The sequence below is a fragment of the Streptomyces sp. NPDC041796 genome (assembly GCF_055590785.1).
Map to the genome: position 1 here is coordinate 1 of NZ_JBVJAH010000013.1, position 22,884 is coordinate 22,884.

Annotated in this window: 14 protein-coding genes and 1 pseudogene; 4 read left to right on the forward strand and 11 right to left on the reverse strand. The window is 70.2% G+C overall.

Annotated elements, in window-relative coordinates; translation table 11 throughout:
• Window positions 1-226 precede the first annotated feature (226 nt).
• Window positions 227-1,006: an SDR family NAD(P)-dependent oxidoreductase gene (locus ACZ6C1_RS25485; protein ID WP_469243526.1), complete on the reverse strand. Its 780-nt coding sequence runs from the start codon at window positions 1,004-1,006 to the stop codon at window positions 227-229.
• A gap of 119 nt (window positions 1,007-1,125) precedes the next feature.
• On the opposite strand from ACZ6C1_RS25485, the gene ACZ6C1_RS25490 reads away from it, so the two are divergent.
• On the forward strand, window positions 1,126-2,337 hold the full coding sequence (locus tag ACZ6C1_RS25490) for a pyridoxal phosphate-dependent aminotransferase (RefSeq protein ID WP_469243528.1): 1,212 nt from the start codon (window positions 1,126-1,128) through the stop codon (window positions 2,335-2,337).
• An 82-nt stretch (window positions 2,338-2,419) separates the two neighbouring features.
• Window positions 2,420-2,812, forward strand: coding sequence for an SCO4983 family protein (locus tag ACZ6C1_RS25495; protein ID WP_469243529.1), 393 nt, complete (start codon window positions 2,420-2,422; stop codon window positions 2,810-2,812).
• A gap of 58 nt (window positions 2,813-2,870) precedes the next feature.
• Here ACZ6C1_RS25495 and ACZ6C1_RS25500 read toward each other — a convergent pair whose 3' ends face one another.
• Together ACZ6C1_RS25500 and ACZ6C1_RS25505 are read right to left on the reverse strand one after the other, a co-directional pair.
• Window positions 2,871-4,616 carry a WD40 repeat domain-containing protein gene (locus ACZ6C1_RS25500; RefSeq protein WP_469243531.1) on the reverse strand — a complete coding sequence of 582 codons (1,746 nt, stop codon included), beginning with the start codon at window positions 4,614-4,616 and terminating at the stop codon, window positions 2,871-2,873.
• 232 nt (window positions 4,617-4,848) lie between these two features.
• Complete coding sequence (locus ACZ6C1_RS25505; RefSeq protein WP_469243532.1) at window positions 4,849-6,675, reverse strand: phosphoenolpyruvate carboxykinase (GTP); 1,827 nt, start codon at window positions 6,673-6,675, stop codon at window positions 4,849-4,851.
• A 207-nt stretch (window positions 6,676-6,882) separates the two neighbouring features.
• Here ACZ6C1_RS25505 and trhA point away from each other — a divergent pair, with 207 nt between their 5' ends.
• A complete protein-coding gene (gene trhA / locus ACZ6C1_RS25510; protein ID WP_469243534.1) occupies window positions 6,883-7,560 on the forward strand; it encodes a PAQR family membrane homeostasis protein TrhA in 678 nt (225 codons plus the stop codon).
• Window positions 7,561-7,644: 84 nt separating this feature from the next.
• Window positions 7,645-8,278, forward strand: a pseudogene (locus ACZ6C1_RS25515) (TetR/AcrR family transcriptional regulator).
• On the opposite strand, the gene ACZ6C1_RS25520 reads toward ACZ6C1_RS25515, so the two are convergent.
• From ACZ6C1_RS25520 to ACZ6C1_RS25555, 8 genes are all read right to left on the reverse strand, one after another.
• The gene (locus tag ACZ6C1_RS25520) at window positions 8,268-10,658 is read right to left on the reverse strand and encodes a galactose oxidase-like domain-containing protein (RefSeq protein ID WP_469243831.1); all 2,391 of its coding nucleotides are present in this window, start codon (window positions 10,656-10,658) and stop codon (window positions 8,268-8,270) included. The pseudogene ACZ6C1_RS25515 and the gene ACZ6C1_RS25520 overlap by 11 nt on opposite strands.
• 50 nt (window positions 10,659-10,708) lie before the next feature.
• Complete coding sequence (locus tag ACZ6C1_RS25525) at window positions 10,709-11,926, reverse strand: glycosyltransferase (protein ID WP_469243536.1); 1,218 nt, start codon at window positions 11,924-11,926, stop codon at window positions 10,709-10,711.
• A complete protein-coding gene (locus ACZ6C1_RS25530) occupies window positions 11,923-13,599 on the reverse strand; it encodes an ArnT family glycosyltransferase (RefSeq protein WP_469243538.1) in 1,677 nt (558 codons plus the stop codon). Before ACZ6C1_RS25530 ends, ACZ6C1_RS25525 begins: the two co-directional genes overlap by 4 nt.
• Complete coding sequence (locus tag ACZ6C1_RS25535) at window positions 13,596-14,852, reverse strand: glycosyltransferase (protein WP_469243540.1); 1,257 nt, start codon at window positions 14,850-14,852, stop codon at window positions 13,596-13,598. Before ACZ6C1_RS25535 ends, ACZ6C1_RS25530 begins: the two co-directional genes overlap by 4 nt.
• A gap of 270 nt (window positions 14,853-15,122) precedes the next feature.
• Window positions 15,123-17,171, reverse strand: a complete 2,049-nt coding sequence (locus tag ACZ6C1_RS25540) for a thioredoxin domain-containing protein (RefSeq protein ID WP_469243542.1) — start codon at window positions 17,169-17,171, stop codon at window positions 15,123-15,125.
• Between the two features lie 491 nt (window positions 17,172-17,662).
• Complete coding sequence (locus ACZ6C1_RS25545) at window positions 17,663-18,436, reverse strand: helix-turn-helix transcriptional regulator (protein WP_469243544.1); 774 nt, start codon at window positions 18,434-18,436, stop codon at window positions 17,663-17,665.
• 491 nt (window positions 18,437-18,927) lie between these two features.
• Entirely contained in the window at window positions 18,928-20,955 is a 2,028-nt protein-coding gene (locus tag ACZ6C1_RS25550) for a HelD family protein (protein ID WP_469243832.1), read from the reverse strand.
• Between the two features lie 37 nt (window positions 20,956-20,992).
• Window positions 20,993-22,603, reverse strand: a complete 1,611-nt coding sequence (locus ACZ6C1_RS25555; protein WP_469243546.1) for an MFS transporter — start codon at window positions 22,601-22,603, stop codon at window positions 20,993-20,995.
• Between the last annotated feature and the right edge of the window lie 281 nt (window positions 22,604-22,884).

The following is a 22,884-nucleotide window of genomic DNA, read 5'->3' on the forward strand; positions in this document are numbered from 1 at the left end:
CGACCCTGCACGGCCGCACCCCGGTCGTCCGCCGGGTGCGGGCGCGCTTTTCGTCGACCACGGCGAGGAGGGGCCGTGCAGGGTCGCCCCCGCAGCGGATCGGCGGCGCGAAACGGTGAGGAGAGTGCTCGGGCACCCCGCCGACCGCGAGGAGGTGAGCCCGGAGGGGCCCCGACCCGGAACGCCGGCCGCACCGCGGCGCGGCGCGGCGCGGCGCGGCGCGGCGTCAGCCGTCCGCGAGGGCCCTCGCGAAGCCGGTGTTCACCGCGAGGAGGCCGCCGTCCACGCGGAGGGTGGTGCCGGTGATCCAGGAGGCGTCCGGGGAGGACAGGAAGGCCACCGCCGCCGCGACGTCCTCGGGTTCACCCACTCGGCCCAGCGGGTAGACGCGTTCGGCGAGAGCCTCCAGCTCCCGCTCCCGCCCCTCCCAGCCGCGGGTGCGGATCGTGCCGGGGTTGACCTGGTTCACCCGGACGCCGCGCGGGGCGGCCTCGGCCGCGAGGGTGCGGGTGAGCGAGGTGAGCCCGCCCTTGGCCGCGCTGTAGGCGTGGCCGCCGAAGGCCTGCTCGGCGTTGACCGACCCGATGTTGACGACCGCCCCGCGCCCCGACGCCGCCAGGTGCCCGAGCGCCGCCCGCGCGCACCGCAGCGCGCCGAGCAGCGTCACATTCAGGGACGTCTGCCAGACCTCGTCCGCCTCGTCCTCGAAGCGGGGCGCGTCCGGGACGCGCGCGAAGGCGTTGTTGACGAGCACGTCCAGGCGGCCCAGGGTCTCCACGGCGTACGCCACCGCCGCCTCGACCGCCGCGCGGTCGGCCACGTCGCAGCCGTACGCCACCGCGCCGGGGATCGTCCCGGCCACCGCGCGGGCGGGCCCCTCGTCGAGGTCCACCACCAGCACCCGGGCCCCCTCGGCGCCGAACCGGCGCGCGGTGGCCTCGCCGATCCCGCGCGCGGCCCCGGTGACCAGTACGCCGTACCCGTCGAAACGCCCCTGAGCGGCCATCCGCCGATGATGCCCGCACCGGCGCGCGGTGATCAAGGGCGCCCCGCGCAGGGGCCGCGCAGGGGCGAAGTGGCACAAAACACGAGGCGCCCCACCCGTCACCGCCGTAAGCTCGCGACATGCAGGTGATCCAGTCCACGAAGCTCGCCAACGTCTGTTACGAAATCCGGGGCCCGGTGCTCGAGGAGGCGATGCGGCTGGAGGCTGCGGGTCACCGGATCCTCAAGCTGAACACCGGCAACCCCGCCGCCTTCGGCTTCGAGTGCCCGCCCGCGATCCTCGAGGACATGCTCCGCAACCTCGGCGAGTCGCACGGATACGGCGACGCGAAGGGGCTGCTGTCGGCGCGGCGTGCCGTGATGAGCCATTACGAGACCAGGGGCATCCCCCTGTCGGTCGAGGACATCTACCTCGGCAACGGCGTCTCCGAGCTGATCCAGATGGCGATGCAGGCGCTGCTCGACGACGGCGACGAGGTCCTCGTACCGGCTCCGGACTATCCGCTGTGGACGGCGTCCGTGTCCCTCTCGGGCGGTACGGCGGTGCACTACCGGTGCGACGAGCAGAGCGACTGGATGCCGGACCTCGCCGACATCGAGCGCAAGATCACCGACCGGACCAAGGCGCTCGTCATCATCAACCCGAACAATCCGACGGGTGCGGTGTACGACGACGAGATGCTGCGGGGTCTGACGGAGATCGCCCGGCGGCACAACCTGGTCGTCTGCTCCGACGAGATCTACGACAAGATCCTGTACGACGGCGCCACCCATACGCCGACCGCCGCGATCGCGCCCGACCTGCTGGTGCTGACCTTCAACGGCATGTCGAAGAACTACCGGGTGGCCGGCTACCGCAGCGGCTGGCTGGCGGTGTGCGGGCCGAAGGCGCACGCCTCGTCGTACATCGAGGGCCTGACGATCCTGGCCAACATGCGGCTGTGCGCCAACATGCCGGCGCAGCACGCGATCGCCGCCGCGCTCCAGGGCCGGCAGTCGATCGAGGCGCTGGTGCAGCCGGGCGGGCGGCTGCTGGAGCAGCGGGACGTGGCGTACGAGCTGCTGGTGCAGATCCCGGGTGTGACGTGCGTGAAGCCGAAGGGCGCGCTGTACCTGTTCCCGCGGCTCGACCCGGACGTCTACAAGATCAAGGACGACCGGCAGATGGTGCTGGACCTGCTGCGGGCCGAGAAGATCATGGTGGTGCACGGGACGGGCTTCAACTGGCACGAGCCGGACCACTTCCGGATCGTCACGCTGCCGAACGCGGCGGACCTGGCGGACGCGGTGACGAGGATCGGCAATTTCCTGGACGGTTACGGCCAGCACTGACACCAGCGCATGGAGTCAACTCAACTTTAGACAGAATCCAAGGTAGGATGGTCTCCTGTCACTGAGCAGGAGGCTGTCCACCATGTACGAACCGATCCGCACCAAGTCGGTCCACCGGATGGCCGACGACGCCCAGGACCGCATTCCGCACCGCTCGCGCGAGGAGGAGCTGGACATCCAGCTCGCCGCGCACCTCGCCGCCCTGCTCGCCGTGACCGACGAGCTCGGCGACGACACGGCGGCCGAGCGCATCGCCCAGCAGGTCGCCCGGCTGCGCGGTGCCCCACCCGCCCGGCACGCGGGCCTCACCGGCGCCGATCCGGTGGCCCTGCACAGCCGCGCCCACGCCCTCGCGGGCCGCGCCCTGGTCGTCGCCGCCTCACGGGCCGACACGGCCGCCGCGATCCTGGCGGCCGAGCGCATGGACGCGCACACCGCCGCACTGGAGCAGCTCCGCCCGGTCGGCGCCCTCTGACGGCCCCGGTCCGCGCCCGGGGAGGGCGCGGACCGGGTTGCCACTCACCTACGCCGGATCAGCGGCGTACCAGCACGGTCGCCTCGGCGGTCGACGCCGCGTGGACGTCGTCCCCCGCGTAGCTGACGGTGTACGTCACCGAACCCCGCACCCGCGGCAGGTCGTTGATCCTGAACGTGCCGTCGGCCGCGACCGCCACTGAGGTGAGCGTGCCGGTGCCGAGCCGGTCGGCGCGCTGCACACCGAGCGTGATCCCCGCGGGCAGCGCGGGTCCCTGGGCGGTGAACTTGCCGGTGATCTCCAGGCCGGCGCTCTTGGACGCCTCGGCGGGGGCGGTGAGCGTGATCGCGCTCGGCGCCTTGGCCACGGACACGGTCACGCTGACGTCCTCGGCCGGGCGGTGGGTGAGGTCGCCGAGGAAGGACAGCGTGTACGTCGACTCCCCCACCCGGGCGGGCACGTCGAGCACGGTGAACGTGCCGTCCGCGGCCACCTCGGCGGCGGCGAGCTTGCGCGTGCCGTCGGCGTCGGTGCGTACGGCCGTGACCCGGACCGGTTCGGCGGGCGCGGGGCCGTCCAGCTCCAGGCGGCCCCGGATGCCGACCGGTTCGCCGACCACGGCCTGGGCCGGGGTGGAGGTCAGCCCGCCGGTGAAGCGGGAGTCGTACTGGGCGGCGGGCGGCTGGATGATGTGCAGCCAGAAGGCGCTGCCCGCCGCGTTGGTGGTGAGCGCGAACAGCCGGGAGCCGTCCGCGGACCACTCCATGCCGCGCGGGACGATCCGGTTGCCGTCGAGCTCGCCCTCGTAGGCGAACTCCAGCGCGGTGGTGCCGTTCGCCGGGTCGGCCGGCTGGATCAGCAGGTCGGGCGTGGAGCCGCCGGCCGAGGCGCCGCGGGCGATGTACTTGCCGTCGCCGCTGAAGGCGACCCCGGAGGCGACCGCTCCGGCGGGCAGCGGCTGGTACGGGGTCGTGGCGTCGAGAAGGTCGCCGGCGTTCAGCAACCGGGTGCCGTGGGCGGCGTCCGCGACCGCGAGGTGCTTGCCGTCCGCGCTGACCGCGAGGTCCTTCAGCTCCAGGCCGCCCTTGCCCTCGGCGTCCGCGAAGCGGCGCGCGTCAGCCCGTACGGGAGTCTCGCCGCTGGTGTCGAAGGACGTCAGGGCCGGGTCGCCGGCCTTCTCGTTCTTGACCTGGCCCATGAACAGACGGTTGGCGGCGCCCGGGCCGGCCTCCAGCAGCATCCGGCCGGTGACGTTCCAGTCGGTGACGCTCTGGACGCCGCCGTTGACGTAGTCGAGTGAGTGAACGGCGTACGCGCACTCGGAGTCGGCGGCGTTCCCCCTGGTGTGCCACTGCTTGCCGCCCGAGAAGGCGAGTTCCCGCCCGCACGTGTCGCTGTACGCCGGGGTCCGGCCGGTCAGCTGGAGCGTGCCGGTGTCGTACGCGGCGATGAACTCGCGCTCGCCGGCGTACAGGGTCGCGCCGTCGGTGCTCAGCGCGAGTCCGGTGACCGGGCCGGTGCCGGTCAGGGTCGCGACCCGCTGACCCTCGAAGTTGTAGACGAGGACGGTGCCCTTGTCGTTGTAGTAGTAGGACCTCTTGTCCGCGATGTACACGCGTTCGCGCGCGGTGTCGACGGCCAGCGCGGAGTACGAGGCGATCGGCAGCTTCGCGACGACCTCGCTCGCCTCGGCGGCGTACGCGGCGGGTGCGGCGGCCGCGACCAGGCCGGTCGTGCCGAGCGTGAGAGAGAGGGCGACGAGCGTGGACGTGACGCGTCGCCGGGAACGTACGGATGTACTCAACTGGGCCCCCCACAGGCATGCTTGGCCCCCTCCGTGAGGAGAGGGACACGTGGGGGAAATGTAACTGCCGTGCACAGCTTGTGCACATGGGTTCGAAAAGAAGGGGTGGGAAAAGTTCGGCCCCCGAAGCCTGAGGGGACTTCGGGGGCCGATCGGATCGTGGCGGACCGTCGTGACCCCACTGGTCAGGGCGGTTGTCGGGGCAGCCCGCCACGAGTCATGAGGCGGGGGTTCAGCCCAGGCGCTCGACCAGCGAGCGGTACTCGTCCCACAGCTCCTTGGGCGTGTGGTCGCCGAAGGTGTTGAGGTGCTCGGGCACCAGGGCGGCCTCCTCGCGCCAGACCTCGGTGTCGACCTTCAGCAGGAAGTCGAGGTCCTCCTCCGGCAGGTCGAGCCCGTCGGTGTCGAGGGCCTCGCGGGTCGGCAGGATGCCGATCGGGGTCTCGACGCCCTCGGCCTTGCCTTCGAGGCGCTCGACGATCCACTTCAGGACGCGGCTGTTCTCGCCGAAGCCGGGCCAGACGAACTTCCCGGCGTCGTTCTTGCGGAACCAGTTCACGTAGTAGATCTTCGGCAGCTTGGACCGGTCGGCGGCGGTCTTGCCGACCTTGATCCAGTGGGCCATGTAGTCGCCCATGTTGTAGCCGCAGAACGGCAGCATGGCGAACGGGTCGCGGCGCAGCTCACCGACCTTGCCCTCGGCGGCGGCGGTCTTCTCGCTCGCCACGTTGGCGCCGAGGAAGACGCCGTGCTGCCAGTCGAAGGACTCGGTGACCAGCGGGACGGCGGTGGCGCGGCGGCCGCCGAAGAGGATCGCCGAGATCGGCACGCCCTTGGGGTCCTCCCACTCGGGCGCGATGATCGGGCACTGCGAGGCGGGCACGGTGAAGCGGGCGTTGGGGTGGGCGGCCGGGGTGCCGGAGTCCGGCGTCCAGTCGTTGCCCTTCCAGTCCGTGAGGTGCTTCGGCGCCTCCTCGGTCATGCCCTCCCACCACACGTCGTTGTCGTCGGTGAGCGCGACGTTGGTGAAGACGGCGTTGCCCCACAGGGTCTTCATGGCGTTGGCGTTGGTGTGCTCGCCGGTGCCGGGCGCGACGCCGAAGAAGCCCGCCTCGGGGTTGATCGCGTACAGCCGGCCGTCCTCGCCGAACCGCATCCACGCGATGTCGTCGCCGATCGTCTCGACGGTCCAGCCGGAGATCGTGGGCTCCAGCATCGCGAGGTTCGTCTTGCCGCAGGCGGACGGGAAGGCGGCGGCGACGTACTTCGACTCCCCCTGCGGCGGGGTGAGCTTGAGGATGAGCATGTGCTCGGCGAGCCAGCCCTCGTCGCGGGCCATGACGGACGCGATGCGCAGGGCGTAGCACTTCTTGCCGAGGAGGGCGTTGCCGCCGTAGCCGGAGCCGTACGACCAGATCTCGCGCGCCTCGGGGAAGTGCGAGATGTACTTGGTGGAGTTGCACGGCCAGGGCACGTCCTCCTGGCCCGGCTCCAGCGGGGCGCCGAGGGTGTGGACCGCCTTGACGAAGAAGCCGTCCTCGCCGAGCTCGTCGAGGACCGCCTGGCCCATCCGGGTCATGGTGCGCATGGAGACCGCGACGTACGCGGAGTCGGTGATCTCGACGCCGATGGCGGAGAGCTCCGAGCCGACGGGGCCCATGCAGAAGGGCACGACGTACATCGTGCGGCCCTTCATGGAGCCGCGGAAGATTCCCTTGTCCCCGGTGAAGATGTCCCGCATCTCGGCGGGGGCCTTCCAGTGGTTGGTCGGGCCCGCGTCCTCCTCCTTCTCGGAGCAGATGAAGGTGCGGTCCTCCACGCGCGCGACGTCGGTCGGGTCGGATGCGGCGTAGTACGAGTTCGGACGCTTGACGGCGTCGAGCTTGCGGAACGTGCCCTTGGCGACGAGCTCCTCGCACAGGCGCTCGTACTCGGCCTCTGAACCGTCACACCAGACGACGTTGTCCGGCTGCGTGATGCTTGCGATCTCGTCGACCCAGGAGATCAGCCCCTGGTGGTGGGTGGGGACGGTGGTGGGAGCCGCATTACCGCGCGCCACGATTGCTCCTTGTAGAGGGGTTTTGGGTTGTCTGCCCCGTGGGGGCTGCGACCCGGATGCTTCACTGCATAAACCTCTGGCGCTCATCCGGTGCCGACCGCACTCATCTGATCATCCGTGCCTTGTGCGCATATGTCCAGAGGGCCTCTCACGTGAGCATTGCCACTCGCGCGCGGACCCTACGGACCCGTCGGTAGCATTTCCCGTATGACTCCAGCCGTGTCCGAAGTGACCGATATCGAGCCTCCGCCGGTGAAACCGAGGCTGCGCGGCTGGCTGCACGCGGGCATGTTCCCCGCAGCCCTCGTCGCGGGCATCGTCCTGACAGCGCTCGCCGACTCGACGCGCGCCCGGATCGCCTGCGGCATCTACGCCTTCACCGCCTGCCTGCTCTTCGGAGTGAGCGCCCTCTACCACCGGGGCGACTGGGGCCCGCGCGCCACGGCCGTCCTGCGCCGGCTCGACCACGCCAATATCTTCCTGATCATCGCGGGCACCTATACCCCGCTGACCCTGCTCCTGCTCCCCGACTCCACCGGGCGGGTGCTCTTGTGGGCGGTCTGGGCTGCCGCGGTGGCGGGGATCGCGTTCAGAGTGTTCTGGGTCGGCGCTCCCCGCTGGCTGTACACACCGTGCTACATCGCGATGGGCTGGGCGGCCGTCTTCTTCCTGCCCGACTTCCTGCGCGCCGGCGGCATAGCGGTGCTGGTCCTGGTGGTCGTCGGCGGGGTGCTCTACAGCCTCGGCGGCGTGGTCTACGGGCTCAAGCGCCCCAACCCGTCGCCGCGGTGGTTCGGCTTCCACGAGGTCTTCCACTCCCTCACGGTCGCGGCGTTCGTCGCCCACTACGTCGGCATCTCCCTGGTGGCCTACCGGAACGCATGACCCGCACCGCCCGACACGAAACGGCCGTGACGCCCCCGCGTCACGGCCGTTCGCCGTTGCGGGCGATGGCCGACAATGAGCCGCATGGCCGCCGAATTCCCCGCCTCGCTCGATCCGCTCACCCGGGCACACCGGCCCATGGGGCTGCGTGAGCGCAAGAAGCTCAAGACCCGCGTCGCGATCCGCCGGGCCACCTACCGCCTGATCGCCGAGCAGGGGTACGAGGCGACCACCGTCGAGCAGATCGCCCGACGCGGCCGAGGTGTCGCCCAGCACCGTCTTCCGGTACTTCCCCACCAAGGAGGACATCGTCCTCACCGACGAGTACGACCCGCTCATGGAGGAGGCCCTCCGCGAGCGGCCCGCGGGCGAGGATCCTCTGGAGTCCCTGCGCTTCGTCCTGACCCGGGCCGTGGCCGCCCTGCTGGAGCACGAGCCGGAGGAGACCCGCCGACGCGCCCGGCTGATGGTGGAGGTCCCGGCCGTGCGCGCCCGGATGACGGGGACGATGGCCGAGACCTCCCAGGTGCTGTCCCGTGTGCTGGCCGACCGCACCGGCCGGGCGGCGGACGACCTGGAGGTGCGGGTCTTCACCGCCGCCGTGATGGGCGCCCTCGCCGAGGCGACGGTCTACTGGGCCGAGCGTGACCAGCGGGACGATCTGGTCACGCTCGTCCACCGCACCCTGGACACCCTCAGGGGCGGGCTCACCTTGTAGGCGGCTTCTTCGGCACGTCCCCCTTCCCGCACGCCACGCCGTCCCGGTTCGGGTCGAGGCGCAGCGGGTCGTCCTTGCCGTTGACCTTCAGACGGCCGTAGTCGTGGTCCGCCAGCCACGCGCAGCGGGCCTTCGTGGTCGCCTCCACCACCTGGGGGAACACCGTCGGTACGCACACCCCTGCCGAGCCGTAGTGCCGGTCGCAGCCGGCGATCCGCGGGCTGACCGGGGCGGAGTCCCGCTTCTTCTGCGGCTTCTTCGGGGTGGCGGCCAGGTCGCCCGCGAAGTCGTGGACGTGCGCCGACCTCTCCGCCTCCGCGGCCATCGCCGCCGGTCCGCCGAGGTGCACCCACTGGGCGATGGACGGGATGCCGTTGGCGTCGACCGCGAAGAGCATGTACCAGCCGGGCGGGGCGAGGTTCGGGTTGCCGGTGACGTTCAGGTCGACCGTACGGTCGTCGACGACCGACAGCGGCAGGTCCACGAACCGCTGGTTGGGGTCGGAGGAGTGGGTGACGGCGGCCGGCCGGATCAGCTCCGCCTTGGCGATCGGCCGGTCGACGGTGATCCGCTGCGTGTCGCCGTAGTTCCACCGGCCGTCGATCACGGAGGTGATCTTCGGGCGCGGGCCCTTGAGCAGGTACGGCGGCGTGTAGATCGACACGTCGTGGTTGTACGAGCCGTTTCCGGGGTTGTCGCCGACCGCCATGACGCGGCCGTCGGGCAGGAGGAACGCCGAGGAGTGGTAGGTGCGCGGCACCGGGTCGGCGGCCAGACCGGCCTCGTAGGTGTTGGTGACCGGGTCGAAGAACGACGCCTCGTACACCGGGTCGGCCCGGTCGTGCAGGCCCCCGCCGGTCTCCAGTACCTTGCCGTCCGGCAGCAGCACCGCCGAGACGAACATCTTGCCCTCGTCGCCGGTCTGCGGCCGCTTGCCCTGCCCCTGGTCGACCAGGCCCTGCGGGATCGGCGGGCCGGCGACGTAGGCCGGGCTGGGCTGCTTGAGGTCGATGATGTCGGTGAGGCGGTTGGCGGCGGGGTTGCGCTCGTTGTTGCCGCCGCCGATGGTCAGCACCCGCTGGTCCTGGGCGGGCGGCAGCAGGACGCTCGCCGACTCGTCCCGCTCGTCCTTGTTCCGCAGGCCGGGGACGTCGGTGATGGTGTTGGCGTCGTAGTCGTAGATGGAGGCGCCGGTGCCGGGGGTGCCGTTGCCGAAGGTGTGGCTGCCGGAGTAGAACAGCCGCCCGTCCTGCATCAGGATCATCGACGGGTACAGACCCCAGTACGACCAGGTCTGCTTGACCTCGTTCATCGGCAGCCACTTGTTCTGCGTGGCCGAGAACTTCTCCGCCGTCACATTGCCGGTGGAGTCCTCCTTCAGGCCGCCGAAGGAGATCACGTCACCATTGCCGAGGATCGTCGCCGACGGGTACCAGTGCCCGTCGTGCATGTCGTTCGTCCTGCTGTACGTCAACGTCGCCGGGTCGAAGATGTACGAGTCCTTCAGGCCCTGGTAGCCGATCCTGCCGTCGGCGGAGGGATAGCCCTTGTTGCCGCTCATCACCAGCACGCGGCCGTCGGACAGCTGCACATGGCCGGCGCAGAACATGTCGACGGGGGTGGGGACGGTCGTGAACGAGCCGTTCGCCGGGTCGTACACGGCGGAGGTGAAGGTGCCGGCCTTGAACATCTCCGGGTCGTTGCCCGAGCCGGCGATCAGCAGCACCTTGCCGTTGTGGAGGACGACCGAGTGCATCGAGCGGACCGGGTTCTTGGTCGGGAGGACCTCCCACCTGCCCTTGGCGCACTCCTCGGCGGTGCCGGTGCACACCGGGTCGGGCGCGGGCGGGGTGACCTCCTCCATCACGTAGTCGTCGGTGGTGACGCTGCCGGTGCCGAAGACGGACACGCCCCAGGCGATCCGGTCCGTGCCCGGCGGCACGACCGGGGTCCGCACCTCGGCGCGGGTGTACGCGTCCGCCACCGGGAGGGTCTTGAGGTCGGTCCAGTACTGCCAGCCGGCGTTCGTGTCGTGCCGGAAGAGCGTGATCGCGGTGTCGGGGGTCGTCGACTTGTACCAGAGGGACAGGTCGTACTGCCGCTCGGCGACGACGGTCGGGGCGCAGGCGTTCGACTCGGTGATCAGGGCCTTGCGGTCGCCGTCGACGCGCCGGGTCAGCTCGACCTTCATGGCGCCGGTGCCGGAGTGGGCGTCGGTGGTGGTGCTGAAGGTGAAGTCGTTGTCGCCCCAGCCGGATCTGGACCAGCACTCGGGCATGCCGTCATGGCCGGTTCCCGGGGTTTCGAAACCGGGGTTCTTGATCAGGTTGATCCCGGCGGCGGCCGGGGGCTGGGCGGCCAGAAGCAGACCGGAGGTCATGGCGCCGATGGCGAGCAGCGCCACTCTCCGCCTTCGTCGAGGGGTCGGTTTCACCGGACGTTCCTTCCCGTGCGGGCCCCACGCGCTCTGCGGGGCAGCCGTGCCTTCCCGGGGGACGACCCCCGGACCCCCGCGTACACCAGCGCCTCGGTCCCGGCGAAGCGCAGGACGAAGGTGGTCAGCAGCGCGAGGGCGGTGGCGGGCAGCACCGCCATGTGGAGCTGCCCGACGAACAGGGCGATCAGGGGGATGCGCAGGACGAGGTCGGCGTTGGCGAGGAGCGCGAAGCGCCCCACCCGGTCGGCGAGGTGCCGGTGGTGGCGGCGGTCGCGGAACAGCAGCACCTCGATGAGGAGGAAGTTCCAGGCGACGCCAAGCTGGTTGGCGAGGATCTCGGCGGGCAGGTAGTGCAGCCCGGCGCCGGTGAGGGCGTACAGGGCGGCGAGGTTCGGTACGAAGCCGGTGAGGCCGATCAGTCCGAAGGCGACCATCCGGGCGAGCGGCGAGGCGGTGCGCAGCTCGACGAGGTGGCGGAGGAACCGTGCGCCTTCCCTGGCGGTGGACTTGGACTCGCCGGCGAAGCGCTCCTCGAAGACGAACGGCACCTCGGCGACCCGGGCCGGGCGGCACCGTACGGCCAGCTCCAGCAGGATCTTGTAGCCGAGGGGCTTGAGGGCGTCGGCGGTCACGGCGCTGCGCCGGATGGCGAAGAACCCGCTCATGGGGTCACTGATGCCGCGGAGGGCACGCGGGAAGAGCCCCTTGGCGAGCCAGGTCGCCCCCCGCGAGACGGCGACCCGGTACCCGCCGGCGAGCCCGGCACGGCTGCCGCCGGGCAGGTAGCGGCTGGCGACGACGAGGTCGGTGTCCTCCTTCTCGCCGGTGGCGACGAGGTCGGGGACGAGGGCGGGCGGGTGCTGGAGGTCGGCGTCCATGACGACGATCCAGTCCGACGTCGCGGCCTTGAGGCCCTCGACAACGGCACCGCCGAGGCCGCCCTCGGGAGCGTCGCGGTGGATGACGGAGACGGGGAAGGGGCAGTCCCGCGCGGCGTCGGCGATCACGGCGGGTGTGTCGTCGGTGGAGTCGTCGACGAAGACGACCTCGCACGGGAGGCGGTCGGGCACGGAGGCGGCGATCCGGCGCAGCAGCTCCCGTACGTTCGCCGACTCGTTGAAGGTGGGGATGACGACGGTGACGGCACCCGGCTCGGGTACGTCGTCGGTGACCGGGGCGACGTGTTCGGCGCCGGTGGGCTGGATGGTCAAGAGGCCTCCGCTCGGCTGATCCGGTCTCCGGTGGTCCCGTCGCCGGTGGTCCCGCTTCCGGTGATCTTCCGGATCTCGATCCGTTCCTCGCCCTCGCCGAAGGTGGCGACGGGCGTCGAGTGCTCCAGCGCCGCCTTGACGTTGGGCAGGTCACGCGCGTCGCGCCGTACGGTCGGGGAGGCGACGACGTAGTCCAGGTCCCGCCAGCCGCGGGGAATGGTCTTCGTCACCGCCGGATCGAGGTCGGCCTTGTAGAACCAGATGACGCCGAGTCCGGGGTCGTACCCGGCGTGGACGAGGTCGAGCCAGAGCGCGTCGTCGACCAGCACGCGCGCGTCGGCCGGGTCGGGGACTTCGCGCCCGAGCCAGGCCGCGGCGGCCCGGTAGGGGGCGTTGGCGTCGGCGGTCATGGCGGTGCGGTCGCCGTCGTACCAGCGGGGGACGACGTACAGGGCGGCCGTGGCCACGAGGAGGGCGGCGGCCGCCCGGCGGACCGGGAGGAGGGCCGGGGTTCTGCGGCCCTTGCGCAGCACGGCGTGGGCGACGCTCGCCGCGCCGCCGGCGAGGACCAGGGCCAGGAAGGGCAACGCCTGGATGACGTACATGGCGGGCAGGTAGCCGGAGGGGCGCATCGCGACGAGCGCCAGGATGGCGACGGCCAGCGCGGGTCCGGCCAGCGCCCGGGCGGTGACCGACCAGCGGACGGTGACCAGGAGCAGGGCGGCGCCGGCGAGGCCGCCGAGCGGCAGGACCCTGTCGTAGTAGAGCCACGAGTCGAGCACCCCGTTGGAGCCGGTGCCGTCGGTCAGGATGAAGCCGGAGCCGGGGCGGCTCATCTGGTACGTGATGCCGTCCCACAGGGAGACGTGTCCCTCGCCGGGCAGCAGCTCCCCCTTGAGGAGCGCGAACAGCGGGTAGGAGAAGCCGATCAGCGCGCAGGCGGTGATGGCGCCGGTGACGGCGAACTTGCGGGTGTCGCGGTGGCTGTGGCGCCACATGGTCACCAGCAGCGCGGGCAGGACGACGAGCATCGTCTCCTTGGTCAGGACGCCGACGGCGGCGACGATCCCGGCCCCGAAGTGGTGCCACAGGTGTCTGTTGGGCGAGGCGGCGAGGCAGAACGCCAGCAGCATCCACATCACGGCGAGGTTGTCGAGGAAGATCTCCCGCTGGAGGACGACGGACAGCGGGGAGAGCCCGAACAGTGCCATGGCCAGGCCCGCGGCCCAGCGCGGCAGCCACAGGCGGCGTGCCAGGACGTACAGCATCACCGCGGAGGCGGCGCTGACCAGCAGCATCGCCACGCGCATGGAGGCGACGGTCATCGTCTCGGGCGCGATCAGCGACGGGATCCAGGTGAGGGCGGCGAGCTGCATCCAGCCGAGCGGCGGGTGGTCGTACCAGTACGTGTAGTGGGCGAGGCCCCGGCCGTTCTGCACGGCCCAGGCCTGGGCGAGGTAGGTGCCCTCGTCGTCGCTGAGCGTGGGGTACTGCTGAATGTTCCAGCCCTGGACGAGCAGGATCGCGGCGAGCAGCACTCCGCACAGGATCAGGTCCGGCCGGGAACTGCGGAAGCGTATGACGGGCCGGATGACGAGCCGTCTCTTGTCGTGCGGTGCCGGGGTGGTGACCGGCTCGGGAGCCGCGGGCGCGGCGGGCAGGGTGGCGGTCATCGGGTGGCCTCCTCGCGCACGAGGTGGGCGCCGACGTGGCTGGTGAGCTCCCACTCGTTGCGCCCGCGCTGCTCGCGCCAGACGGCGCGGACGGCAGCGCCGGCCAGCAGCACCTGGTAGAACGGCCCGCCGACGATGAGCTTCAGGTAGTGGACGGCCCGGACGCGGAGCCCGTACTGCTTGCCGAAGTCGTGCAGTCCGACGATCTCGAACACGAATGTCACCATCGCGGTCAGCAGGGGGAGGAAGGTGATGACGGCGACGCCGATGGGGACGTCCAGGAAGAGCGCGATCGCCACGTTCAGCGGGATGATGATGCCGGTGAAGGCCTGCATGAACGGGGTCATCAGGGTGTAGCGGGCGAGCATCCGCTGCCCGAGGGTGGGCAGTTGCTTCCAGTCCTTCTTTCGGTACACCTGGAGGAAGCCCTGGTTCCAGCGGGTGCGCTGTTTGAGCAGGCTCATCAGGGTGCCGGGGGTCTCCTCGCGGGTGACCATGTCGGCGTCGTACGCGACGACGACCTTCTTGCCGACGCTGGACAGCCGCACGCCCAGGTCGCAGTCCTCGGCCAGGCAGTTCTGGTCCCAGCCGCCGGCCTCGCGCAGGACGTCGGTGCGGACAAAGACGGTGTTGCCGCCGAGCGGGATGAAGCCCTTGGCGGCGTGCAGGTGGAGGCGGGAGCGGAACCAGAAGAAGTACTCCAGGCAGTTGCGCAGGGAGTACCAGCTGGAATGGAAGTTGATCAGCTGGACCCCGCCCTGGACGACGTCGGCGCGGGTGGCGGTGAAGGCGTGGTCGACGTGCGCGAGCAGTTCCGGGTGGACCTGGTCCTCGGCGTCGAAGACGCCCACGACGTCGCCCCGGCAGTACGGCAGGGCCGTGTTGAGGGCCTTGGGCTTGTTCTTGGCCTCATGGGTGTCGACGACGACGCGTACGCGGCCGGGGTCGCGGGCCGCGGCCCGTTCGGCGACCTCGGTGGTCTCCGGGTCGTCGTGACCGACTATCACGATGATCTCGAAGTCCTGGTGGCTGGACTCGAGCAGCCGGTCGATCGTGTGCTTCAGGACGAGTTGTTCATGGCGGGCGGGCAGCAACAGCGAGAAGGACAACCCCTGTTGGCCGTCCGGGCTTTCGAAGCGGGTGGCGGCGAGCGTTTCGGGCGTACGCCAGGCATGCATCTGCCACCACAGCGTGAAGGCGGCCATCCAGAAGAGCGCCAGTGATATGGCGGCGACGGACACGGAAATGAGCACGGAAAGGTTCCCCCCTCCGACCACGCCACGGCGGAGCAGGTGCGTACGCCGGTGATCGCACCGGTGTCACGCCGCCGCAGAACGGTCGTTCCCCAAGAGACATGTCAGGGGCGAATCGCGGCAGGACCCCCCTGGCCGTCGACGCCCTCGTGCAACGTCCGCACACGCCCTCCCCAGAACGTGCGCGGAGTCTCCACTCCTTTGTCCGATGAGAATAGAGGCAGACAGTGACAGTCAGGAGCTCTCCCGATAAAAACTGTGTTTCCGGCCTCAGTTGGCCAAAGTGCGCGCCAGGCTGTCCGGATCCGTGGTAGGCGCGTCACAGGTGAAGTGGCGGCAGACGTACGCGGCGGGCCGCCCGTCGACCAGGGGACGGTCCCGGAGCAGCGGGAACTCCTCGTCGGTACCGGCCGGCTGCCCGTCGCCGCCGGGCGCGCCGAAGGCGACGACGGCTCCGGGCGCGGTGCCGAGCAGGGCGGTGCGGTGCAGCGCCCGGGCGGCGGCGTCGTCCGGGTGGCCGACGACGGCGACCTCGCGCGGCCCGTCGAGGAGCGCCTCCGCCACGGCCAGACCCCAGCCGATGAACCGGGGCGCGCGCGGGCCCAGGGCCTTGACCACGCCGAGGGCGCCCTCGGCGGTGGTGCGGTGGGCCTCGGAGCCGGTGTGCGCGGCGTACGACAGCAGGGCGCCCGCGGCGGCGGTCCACCCGGAGGGGGTGGCGTTGTCGGTGGGGTCCTGGGGGCGGCGGATCAACCGCTCGGCGTCGTGCGCGGTGTCGTACAGCGTGCCGCCTTCACCGGTGAACCGGTCGAGCACGCTGTCGAGGAGGAAGCCGGAGAACTCCAGCCAGACGCCTTCGCCCGTCACGGCCGCCAGCGCCAGGAACCCCTCGGCGACATCGGCGTAGTCCTCCAGCACCCCGGCGTTGGCGCCGACGTGCCCGTCCTTGGAGGTACGGGCGAGCCGCGCCCCGGAGTCCATGTGCAGCCGCACGAGCAGGTCGGCGGCCTCGGTGGCCCGTTCGACCAGGTCGGGGCGGTCGAAGTAGGCGCCGGTCTCCGCGAGGGCGGCGATCGCCAGCCCGTTCCAGGCGGCGACGACCTTGTCGTCGCGGCCGGGACGGGGGCGCTCCTCCCGGGCGGCGAGCAGCCGCCGCCGGATCCGGTCGAGGCGCTCGGCCTCCACCACCCCGGCGCCCTGCGGCAGTTGCAGCACCGAGGAGCCGTGCTCGAAGGTGCCCTCCTCGGTGACGCCGAAGTGCTGGGCGGCGTAGGCGGCGTCCTCCTCGCCGAGGACCTCGCGCAGTTGCCCGGGCGTCCACACGTAGTAGGCGCCCTCGACGTGCCGCCCCGTGCCGTCGTCCGAGTCGGCGTCCAGAGCGGAGGCGAACCCGCCCTCGGCGGTCCGCAGTTCCCGCACCATGAAGTCGGCGGTCTCCAGGGCGACCCGGCGGGCCAGGTCGCTGCCGGTGACCCTCCACAGGTGGGCGTACACGCGGCACAGCAGGGCGTTGTCGTACAGCATCTTCTCGAAGTGCGGCACGACCCACTCGCGGTCCACCGAGTAGCGGGCGAAGCCGCCGCCGAGCTGGTCGTAGATACCGCCCCTGGCCATCGCCTCGCAGGTGTCGGCGGCCATCTGGAGGGCACCTTCGGCGCCGGTGCGGGCGTAGTGGCGCAGCAGGAACTCGACCACCATGGACGGCGGAAACTTCGGTGCCCCGCCGAAGCCGCCGTGCCGGTCGTCGTAGTCGCGGGTGAGCCCGAGCAGCGCCTGGGCGAGCTCCTGCTCGCCCGGCGTGCCGGCGCCGCCGTGGGCGAGGGAGCGCCCCGCGAGCTCCCGCACGATGTTCCCGGCGACCTCGTCGACCTCCTCGCGCCGGTCCGCCCAGGCGACGGCGACGCCCTGGAGTACCTGGTGGAACGACGGCATGCCGTGGCGGGGCGCGGGCGGGAAGTACGTGCCGAAGTAGAACGGCTCGCCGTCGGGCGTCAGGAAGACGGTCATGGGCCAGCCGCCGTGGCCGGTGGCGGCCTGCACGGCCTCCATGTACACGGCGTCGACGTCCGGGCGCTCCTCGCGGTCGACCTTGACGGGGACGAAGTGTTCGTTCATGTACGCGGCGGTCGTCTCGTCCTCGAACGACTCGTGCGCCATGACATGGCACCAGTGGCAGGAGCTGTAGCCCACGCTGAGCAGCACGGGCACGTCGCGGCGCCGGGCCTCCTCGAACGCCTCGCCCGACCAGGGCCACCAGTCGACCGGGTTGTCGGCGTGCTGGAGGAGGTAGGGCGACTGTTCGTCAGCCAGTCGGTTCATACCAGCATCGTCGCATGATCCGGATCGTCGGCCCAGTACAGGCATGATCGAGGGTTTCGCCGCCTGCCCCGGGGCGCCTCCCCAAGAGGCCTTCCTCTTCATGGGGCGCCGCCTCGCCCGGGGCGGGATCGGCCGCGACGTCCGAAGTGCTTGTCGAGGCCGCCGGGACGGAAGGAAAAAACACGTCCGGTCCCCAGTGGCTCATTCCGTCCGGAATCGATAATCGGAAGGAGAAGCCCAGGGCTGCATTCACCCATTCAAGGGCCGGGGCATTCGCGAATACCCCGGCGCACTCTGCGGCTTACTCGTCAGGAAAAGGACAGCCACTACTGTGGGCGGCCCGGTCACACCCGCATCGCCGATCCGCGCGCCGGTCACCAAGGAGTCTCTTTCCGGACCACGCCGACGAACCCGTGCCGGCAAACCCGTACCGACAAACCGGGCCGACGTCCCAATACCGACGGCCAGAACTTCGCCAATGGGTCGACACCTCACATGACGAGAAGACCCGACTCCATGGCCCGAACAACCGCAAGAGTCCGATTTGGGCAGTTCAGCTTGGCCAGAATGATGCCGACCGTGCGCTTGACCCCATGCTCGGAGATACTCAGCGATCGAGCGACTTGCCGGTTGCTGAGCCCCTCGGCGATCAGGCGCAGAACCTGGTGTTCACGTGCTGTCAGGGCGATCATCGACGTGCGCTTCGAGGTGGTGTCGTCACCGGCCGGGCCGGGCGCCGTCACGGATCGTCGCGCCAGGGTCGCTGACACGTGAAAACGTCCGGCCTGCACGTCGCCGATCGCTTCGCGCAGGGTCTCGGGGCGGAGATCTTCCCAGTCCAGGAAACCGTTCGCCTGATCGACCCACGATTGCCCGACAACGTTGGCCGAGTCCACAAGGATCAGTACGTGGGCGTCCTGGAGACGCACCTTCTCGGCGATCTCACCAGGTATGGAGCCCAGGGCGTTGCCGTCCGAGATGATCAGCCGGCCGTCGCAGAACGTCGAGAGATCCTCGACATCCCTGATGGGCTGCACGGCCAGCTGGATGTCGAGCGAACGAAGCATTCCCTCGATGCTGTATCGGCGGATGTCGTCTTCGATCAGCAGCCCTATCTCAGCCTGGAACAGGGATCGTCCAGCCCGCGGGGAAGCTCTTCTGCCGGCCATGTCAGGCGTCAGGTAGCCCAGGTTGCTGCCATAGTTTTCGCGATTTCCGCTGCTCGGAATCGGCTGCCACGCTAACCTGTTTTTTACGCTACCCATATCAGCGATCCCCGTTACCCATATCAGTGATCCCCCGTTTTATTTCGTTAAAATCTCGAAGGTTCAACCTCTGATAGATGAGCATGGCACGGAGTGACGGGAACTGTCCACCCCGGTCCTGGTCACGCCGCATGGGCCGTCGGTGGAGGGGGAATAGGAAGAGGTGCCTGCTGACCTGCGGTGGCGGGAGTTCTGGCCCTCTACCACGCTGGGGCGACAAGGCACCTCTGAAGGTGAAGGTTTTGCACAGGCCGGGGGAACTGTTTGCCGCGTTCGATGACCCCGGCCTGAACGCGATGCCGGATTCATTCCGACCATCCGGTTGGCCGAGCGATGTACTCGGTCCGAGCGGGAAATCGCAGAGGCGTCGTCGAGTCGGACCGGGCCGTGTGATGCCGGGTGCGCGACGAGCGGTGGGACGGCGAGCGGCCCCGGCGCGCGGGCCGGGTGGAGACCGGACCGGGCGCCGGGGCCGCGTGGGCGCCGGGCCGTCAGGCGGGCTGGACGGTGATGGTGCAGAGGCGCTTGGTGGCCCGGGTCAGGGCTACGTACAGGTCCCTTTCGCCACCGGGGCGGGTCGTGATGATCTCCTCGGGGTTCACCACGACGACCCCGTCGAATTCCAGGCCGCGCGCTTCGGACGCCGGCACGATGCGTGCGTGGTCGGCGACGCCCCGGGCCGTCAGCTCGCTCACCCTGGTGTCGGCGCAGATCACTCCCAGAAGCTCGCCCGGGTGCGCGGTGCTCTGGGCGCGGAGTTCCTGAACGACGGCGCCGACCAGCCCGTCCGGAGGTGTGGTCACGGTGCGAGGGCTCTCACCGCTTCGCAGGGACCGTGTGGGCTTCTGGTCGGGAGCGATCCGCGTGAGCAGGTCCCGGACGCTCTCCAGGATTTCCTGCGTCGTGCGGTAGCTCACGGTCAGGTTGTGCAGTCTGAACCGCGGTCCGACGTGGGGGCTCAGCGCTTCCTTCCAGTCGCGGGCCGTGGCGACCGGGCCCGCCTGGGCGAAGTCACCCACCAGCGTCATGCCCCTCGACGGGCAGCGGCGGACGATCATCCGCCATTGCATGGCGGTCAGTTCCTGCGCCTCGTCGACGACGACGTGCCCGTACGTCCGCTCGGGGGGACCGTCGACCAGGCTCGCCGCCTCGTCCAGCAACGGCACGTCGGCATCGGTCCACGGGTCGTCCGGACCGCGCAGCAGAAGGGACCGCTCGTCGGCGGTCAGGCGGGGCAGGCGCTCGGCGAGAACGTCGGCGTCCGTCAGGAGCGCCTTCACCAGGTCACCGGGTACCAGCCGCGGCCACAACGCCTCGACCGCTCGGTCGACTCCGGCGTCGTCGAGGAGATCGGCTCGGATGGCGTCCAGGTCCAGCTCGTGGACCGGGCCCGGGTCGGCCGCACCTTCGACACGGCGCTGGGCGGCTCCCGTGAACCGGTCGAGGTTGATGCCCGTCATGCTTTCGGCCTCGGCGTCGATCTGCTCCAGGAGGTCGCCCATGTCTCGCTGCATCGCGTCGGTCACGGCGTCGACCAAGAGCTCTTTGAACACCTGGCGCGCGGGGTTGTGCCCCTGTACGGCCGCCACGGCGGCGTCGCGTGCCGCGGCGACTTCCTTGCCGGGGAGGTGAACCAGTTCCTGTCCGACCCGCACGGTGAAGTCACCGGCAGGGGCTTGGTGGACGCGCACCAGGCCGGCCAGGGCGCCGGCGAGGTCGGAACTGCCCTTGAGACGCGCGGTGTCGAACGGGCCCGCCACGTCCGTGAACACGCCGGCCAGTTCCTGGCAGGTCGCCAGGACGACGTCGTTCTCTCCGAGCGAGGGAAGGACCTGGGAGATGTAGTCGAGGAACCGCGCGTTCGGGCCCACCACCAGGACACCCTCTTCCGCGGCGCGCGGAAACGCGTACAGGACGTAGGCCGCCCGGTGCAGGGCGACCACCGTCTTGCCGGTACCGGGCCCGCCCTGCACCACGGTCACCCCGCGGTGGGCGGAGCGGACGATCTCGTCCTGCTCGGCCTGGAGCGTCGCGACGGCGGCCTGCATCCTGCCCGTACGCCGTGCCGACAGAGCCTCGGTCAGCGGGCCGTCCCCCACGACGTCCTCGTCGGTCGGGGCGGTCCCGTCCAGCAGTTCGTCGCTCACCGAGACGACCGTGCGCTCGTCGAGGCCCAGGTGCCGGCGGCGCCGCAGGCCCATCGGGTGGACCGGTGTCGCCTCGTAGAAGGGCCGTGCCGCGTTCGCGCGCCAGTCCACGAGCAGGGGCAGGTCGTCCTCCTCCGTCTGCAGTCCGATCCGCCCGATGCGCAGGGCCATGCCGTCGGTCCAGTCGATGCGTCCGAAGACCAGCCCCTTTTCGGCGCCCTCCAGCCGGACGATCTCCTTGGCCAGGCGCTCGGCGGCGATTTCCCGCTCGTACGCCTCACCGGCGCTTTCCGTCTGGGCCTTCAGCAGGCTCGCGCGCTGCTCTCGTGCCTCGGAAATCCGCTCGGTGAGCAACGTGTACAAGGAGGACACATAAGCCTGCTCCGATTCCACCGCACGCACAGCGGGATCAATCCTTGTCGACAACGAGGGCTCCTTCGATTCGTGCGGCGGGCCGAGGCTCTGAGCTGTGGACCTCCTCGTGGTCCGGCTGCGGTGTCGGGCTCTTCCTCTTTCCGGCGGCGGGCAGGGCGATCAGCAGCACGGCTGTGGCGACGAGGGCGATGAGCATGATCCAGAACGCGCCGACGTGCATGGCGTGGATGAACGCGCGATCGGCAGCCTCTGCGAGAGCGGGCCGGTCGAGAGAGGCGGCGACATGGCGGGCCTGTTCCGCGGAAACCCGGGCGCTGTCCCGATGCGCCTCCGGGACATCGCCGAGCGAGGGTTCGATCGCGCCTCGGTAGGCGATCGACATGATCGTGCCGCCCACCGCGATCCCGATCACACTGCCGGCCTGTCGCGCCGTGTTGGTGACGGCCGACCCGGCACCGGACTGTTCCAGCGGCAGGCTGCTGAGCAGTGCTCCGGTCACGGGGGCCAGCACCATGCCGACGGAAAGGCCCTGCACCAGCAACAGGATCTCGATCCAGACGAGCGGGGTGTGCAGATCGAGGAATCCGACCGCGCCGAAGCTGAACGCCGCCACGGTGATCGACGGCACGGCGACGGGGCGCAGCGACCAACGGCTGACCAGACGTGCGCCCAGGGGCGCCCCTACGACAGCGCCGACCGCGGTCGGAACATTGGCCAAGCCGGCCTTCAACGGCGAGTAGCCCAACGCCCCCTGCATATAGAACGCGTTGTAGAAAGTGACGGCGGCCACAGAAAAGAGCAGCAACGCCATGGACGCGTTGCCGGCACCGAACATCCGCTGCGCGAGCATCCGGGGATCGAAGCTCGGTGCCTTGGTCCTCAATTCGACGATCACGAAGGCGGCCAGCAGGACAACCCCGAGCGCGATCGGTGCCCAGACGTCCCAACGGCTCCAGGCGTCCACCTGCCCGGCACGGATAAGGCCGTAGGTCAACGCCCCGAGTCCGCTGATCGACAGCAGGATCCCTGCCGGGTCCATCGGCCGCACGGTGGGGCTGCGGAAATTGGGAACCAACAGGACGACCCCGGCCAGTGTCAGCACGACAATGGGGACGTTGACGAGGAAGACCGAACCCCACCAGAAATTACTGAGAAGGATTCCCGCCAGCACCGGGCCCGCTGCCATTCCGACACCGGTGGAGGTCGAGGAAATGGCGATTGCGGTTGCCCGCCCGGGGCCGGTGAAGGTCCACAGCAGGATGGCGAAGTTGGCGGGCATGATCAGTGCGGCGCCGACTCCCATCGCGGCCCGGGAGGCGATCAGCTGGCTCGCGTCGCCCGCGTACGCAGCCCAGATCGAGGCCGCGCCGAAGATCACCAGGCCGACTGCGAGGACATTCCGGTGGCCGAAGCTGTCGCCCAGTGCGCCGGCGGTGAACATCAGGGTTGCGAAGACCAGGGTGTATGCGCCTGTGGCCCATTGCAGCTGACCGGGGTCCGCCCCCAGTCCACGGACCGGGTCCGCGAGGGTCTCCAGCGTAGTGCTCAGGACAGTATTCTCCAGCCAAATCAGCAGGGAACACAGCATGAGAATGGCGAGAATCAACCGCTGCCTGGACTTGGGCAATGTTAAAGACGCGGCCATGAACACCTTCGGATATCGATCGGCGAGAGCTTGACCGACTGGAATATAAGCAAGCTCCACAACGCTGTCAAGCTCGGAATTCCTCGCCCAAAACTATTGCGACCGAAGGAACTGTATGCCTCCGCGAGATTTGCGGACTGAGCAGTTTTATGTCTCCGGCGGATTTGCGAGTCGAAGAATTTCATGCCTCCGGGGAGCTGTCGCACCGCGTTCCGCCGGCCGTCCGGTGTGGCCGCCCCCCTCTCGGAGCCGTCGAGGATCTCGACGGCTCCGAGAGGGGG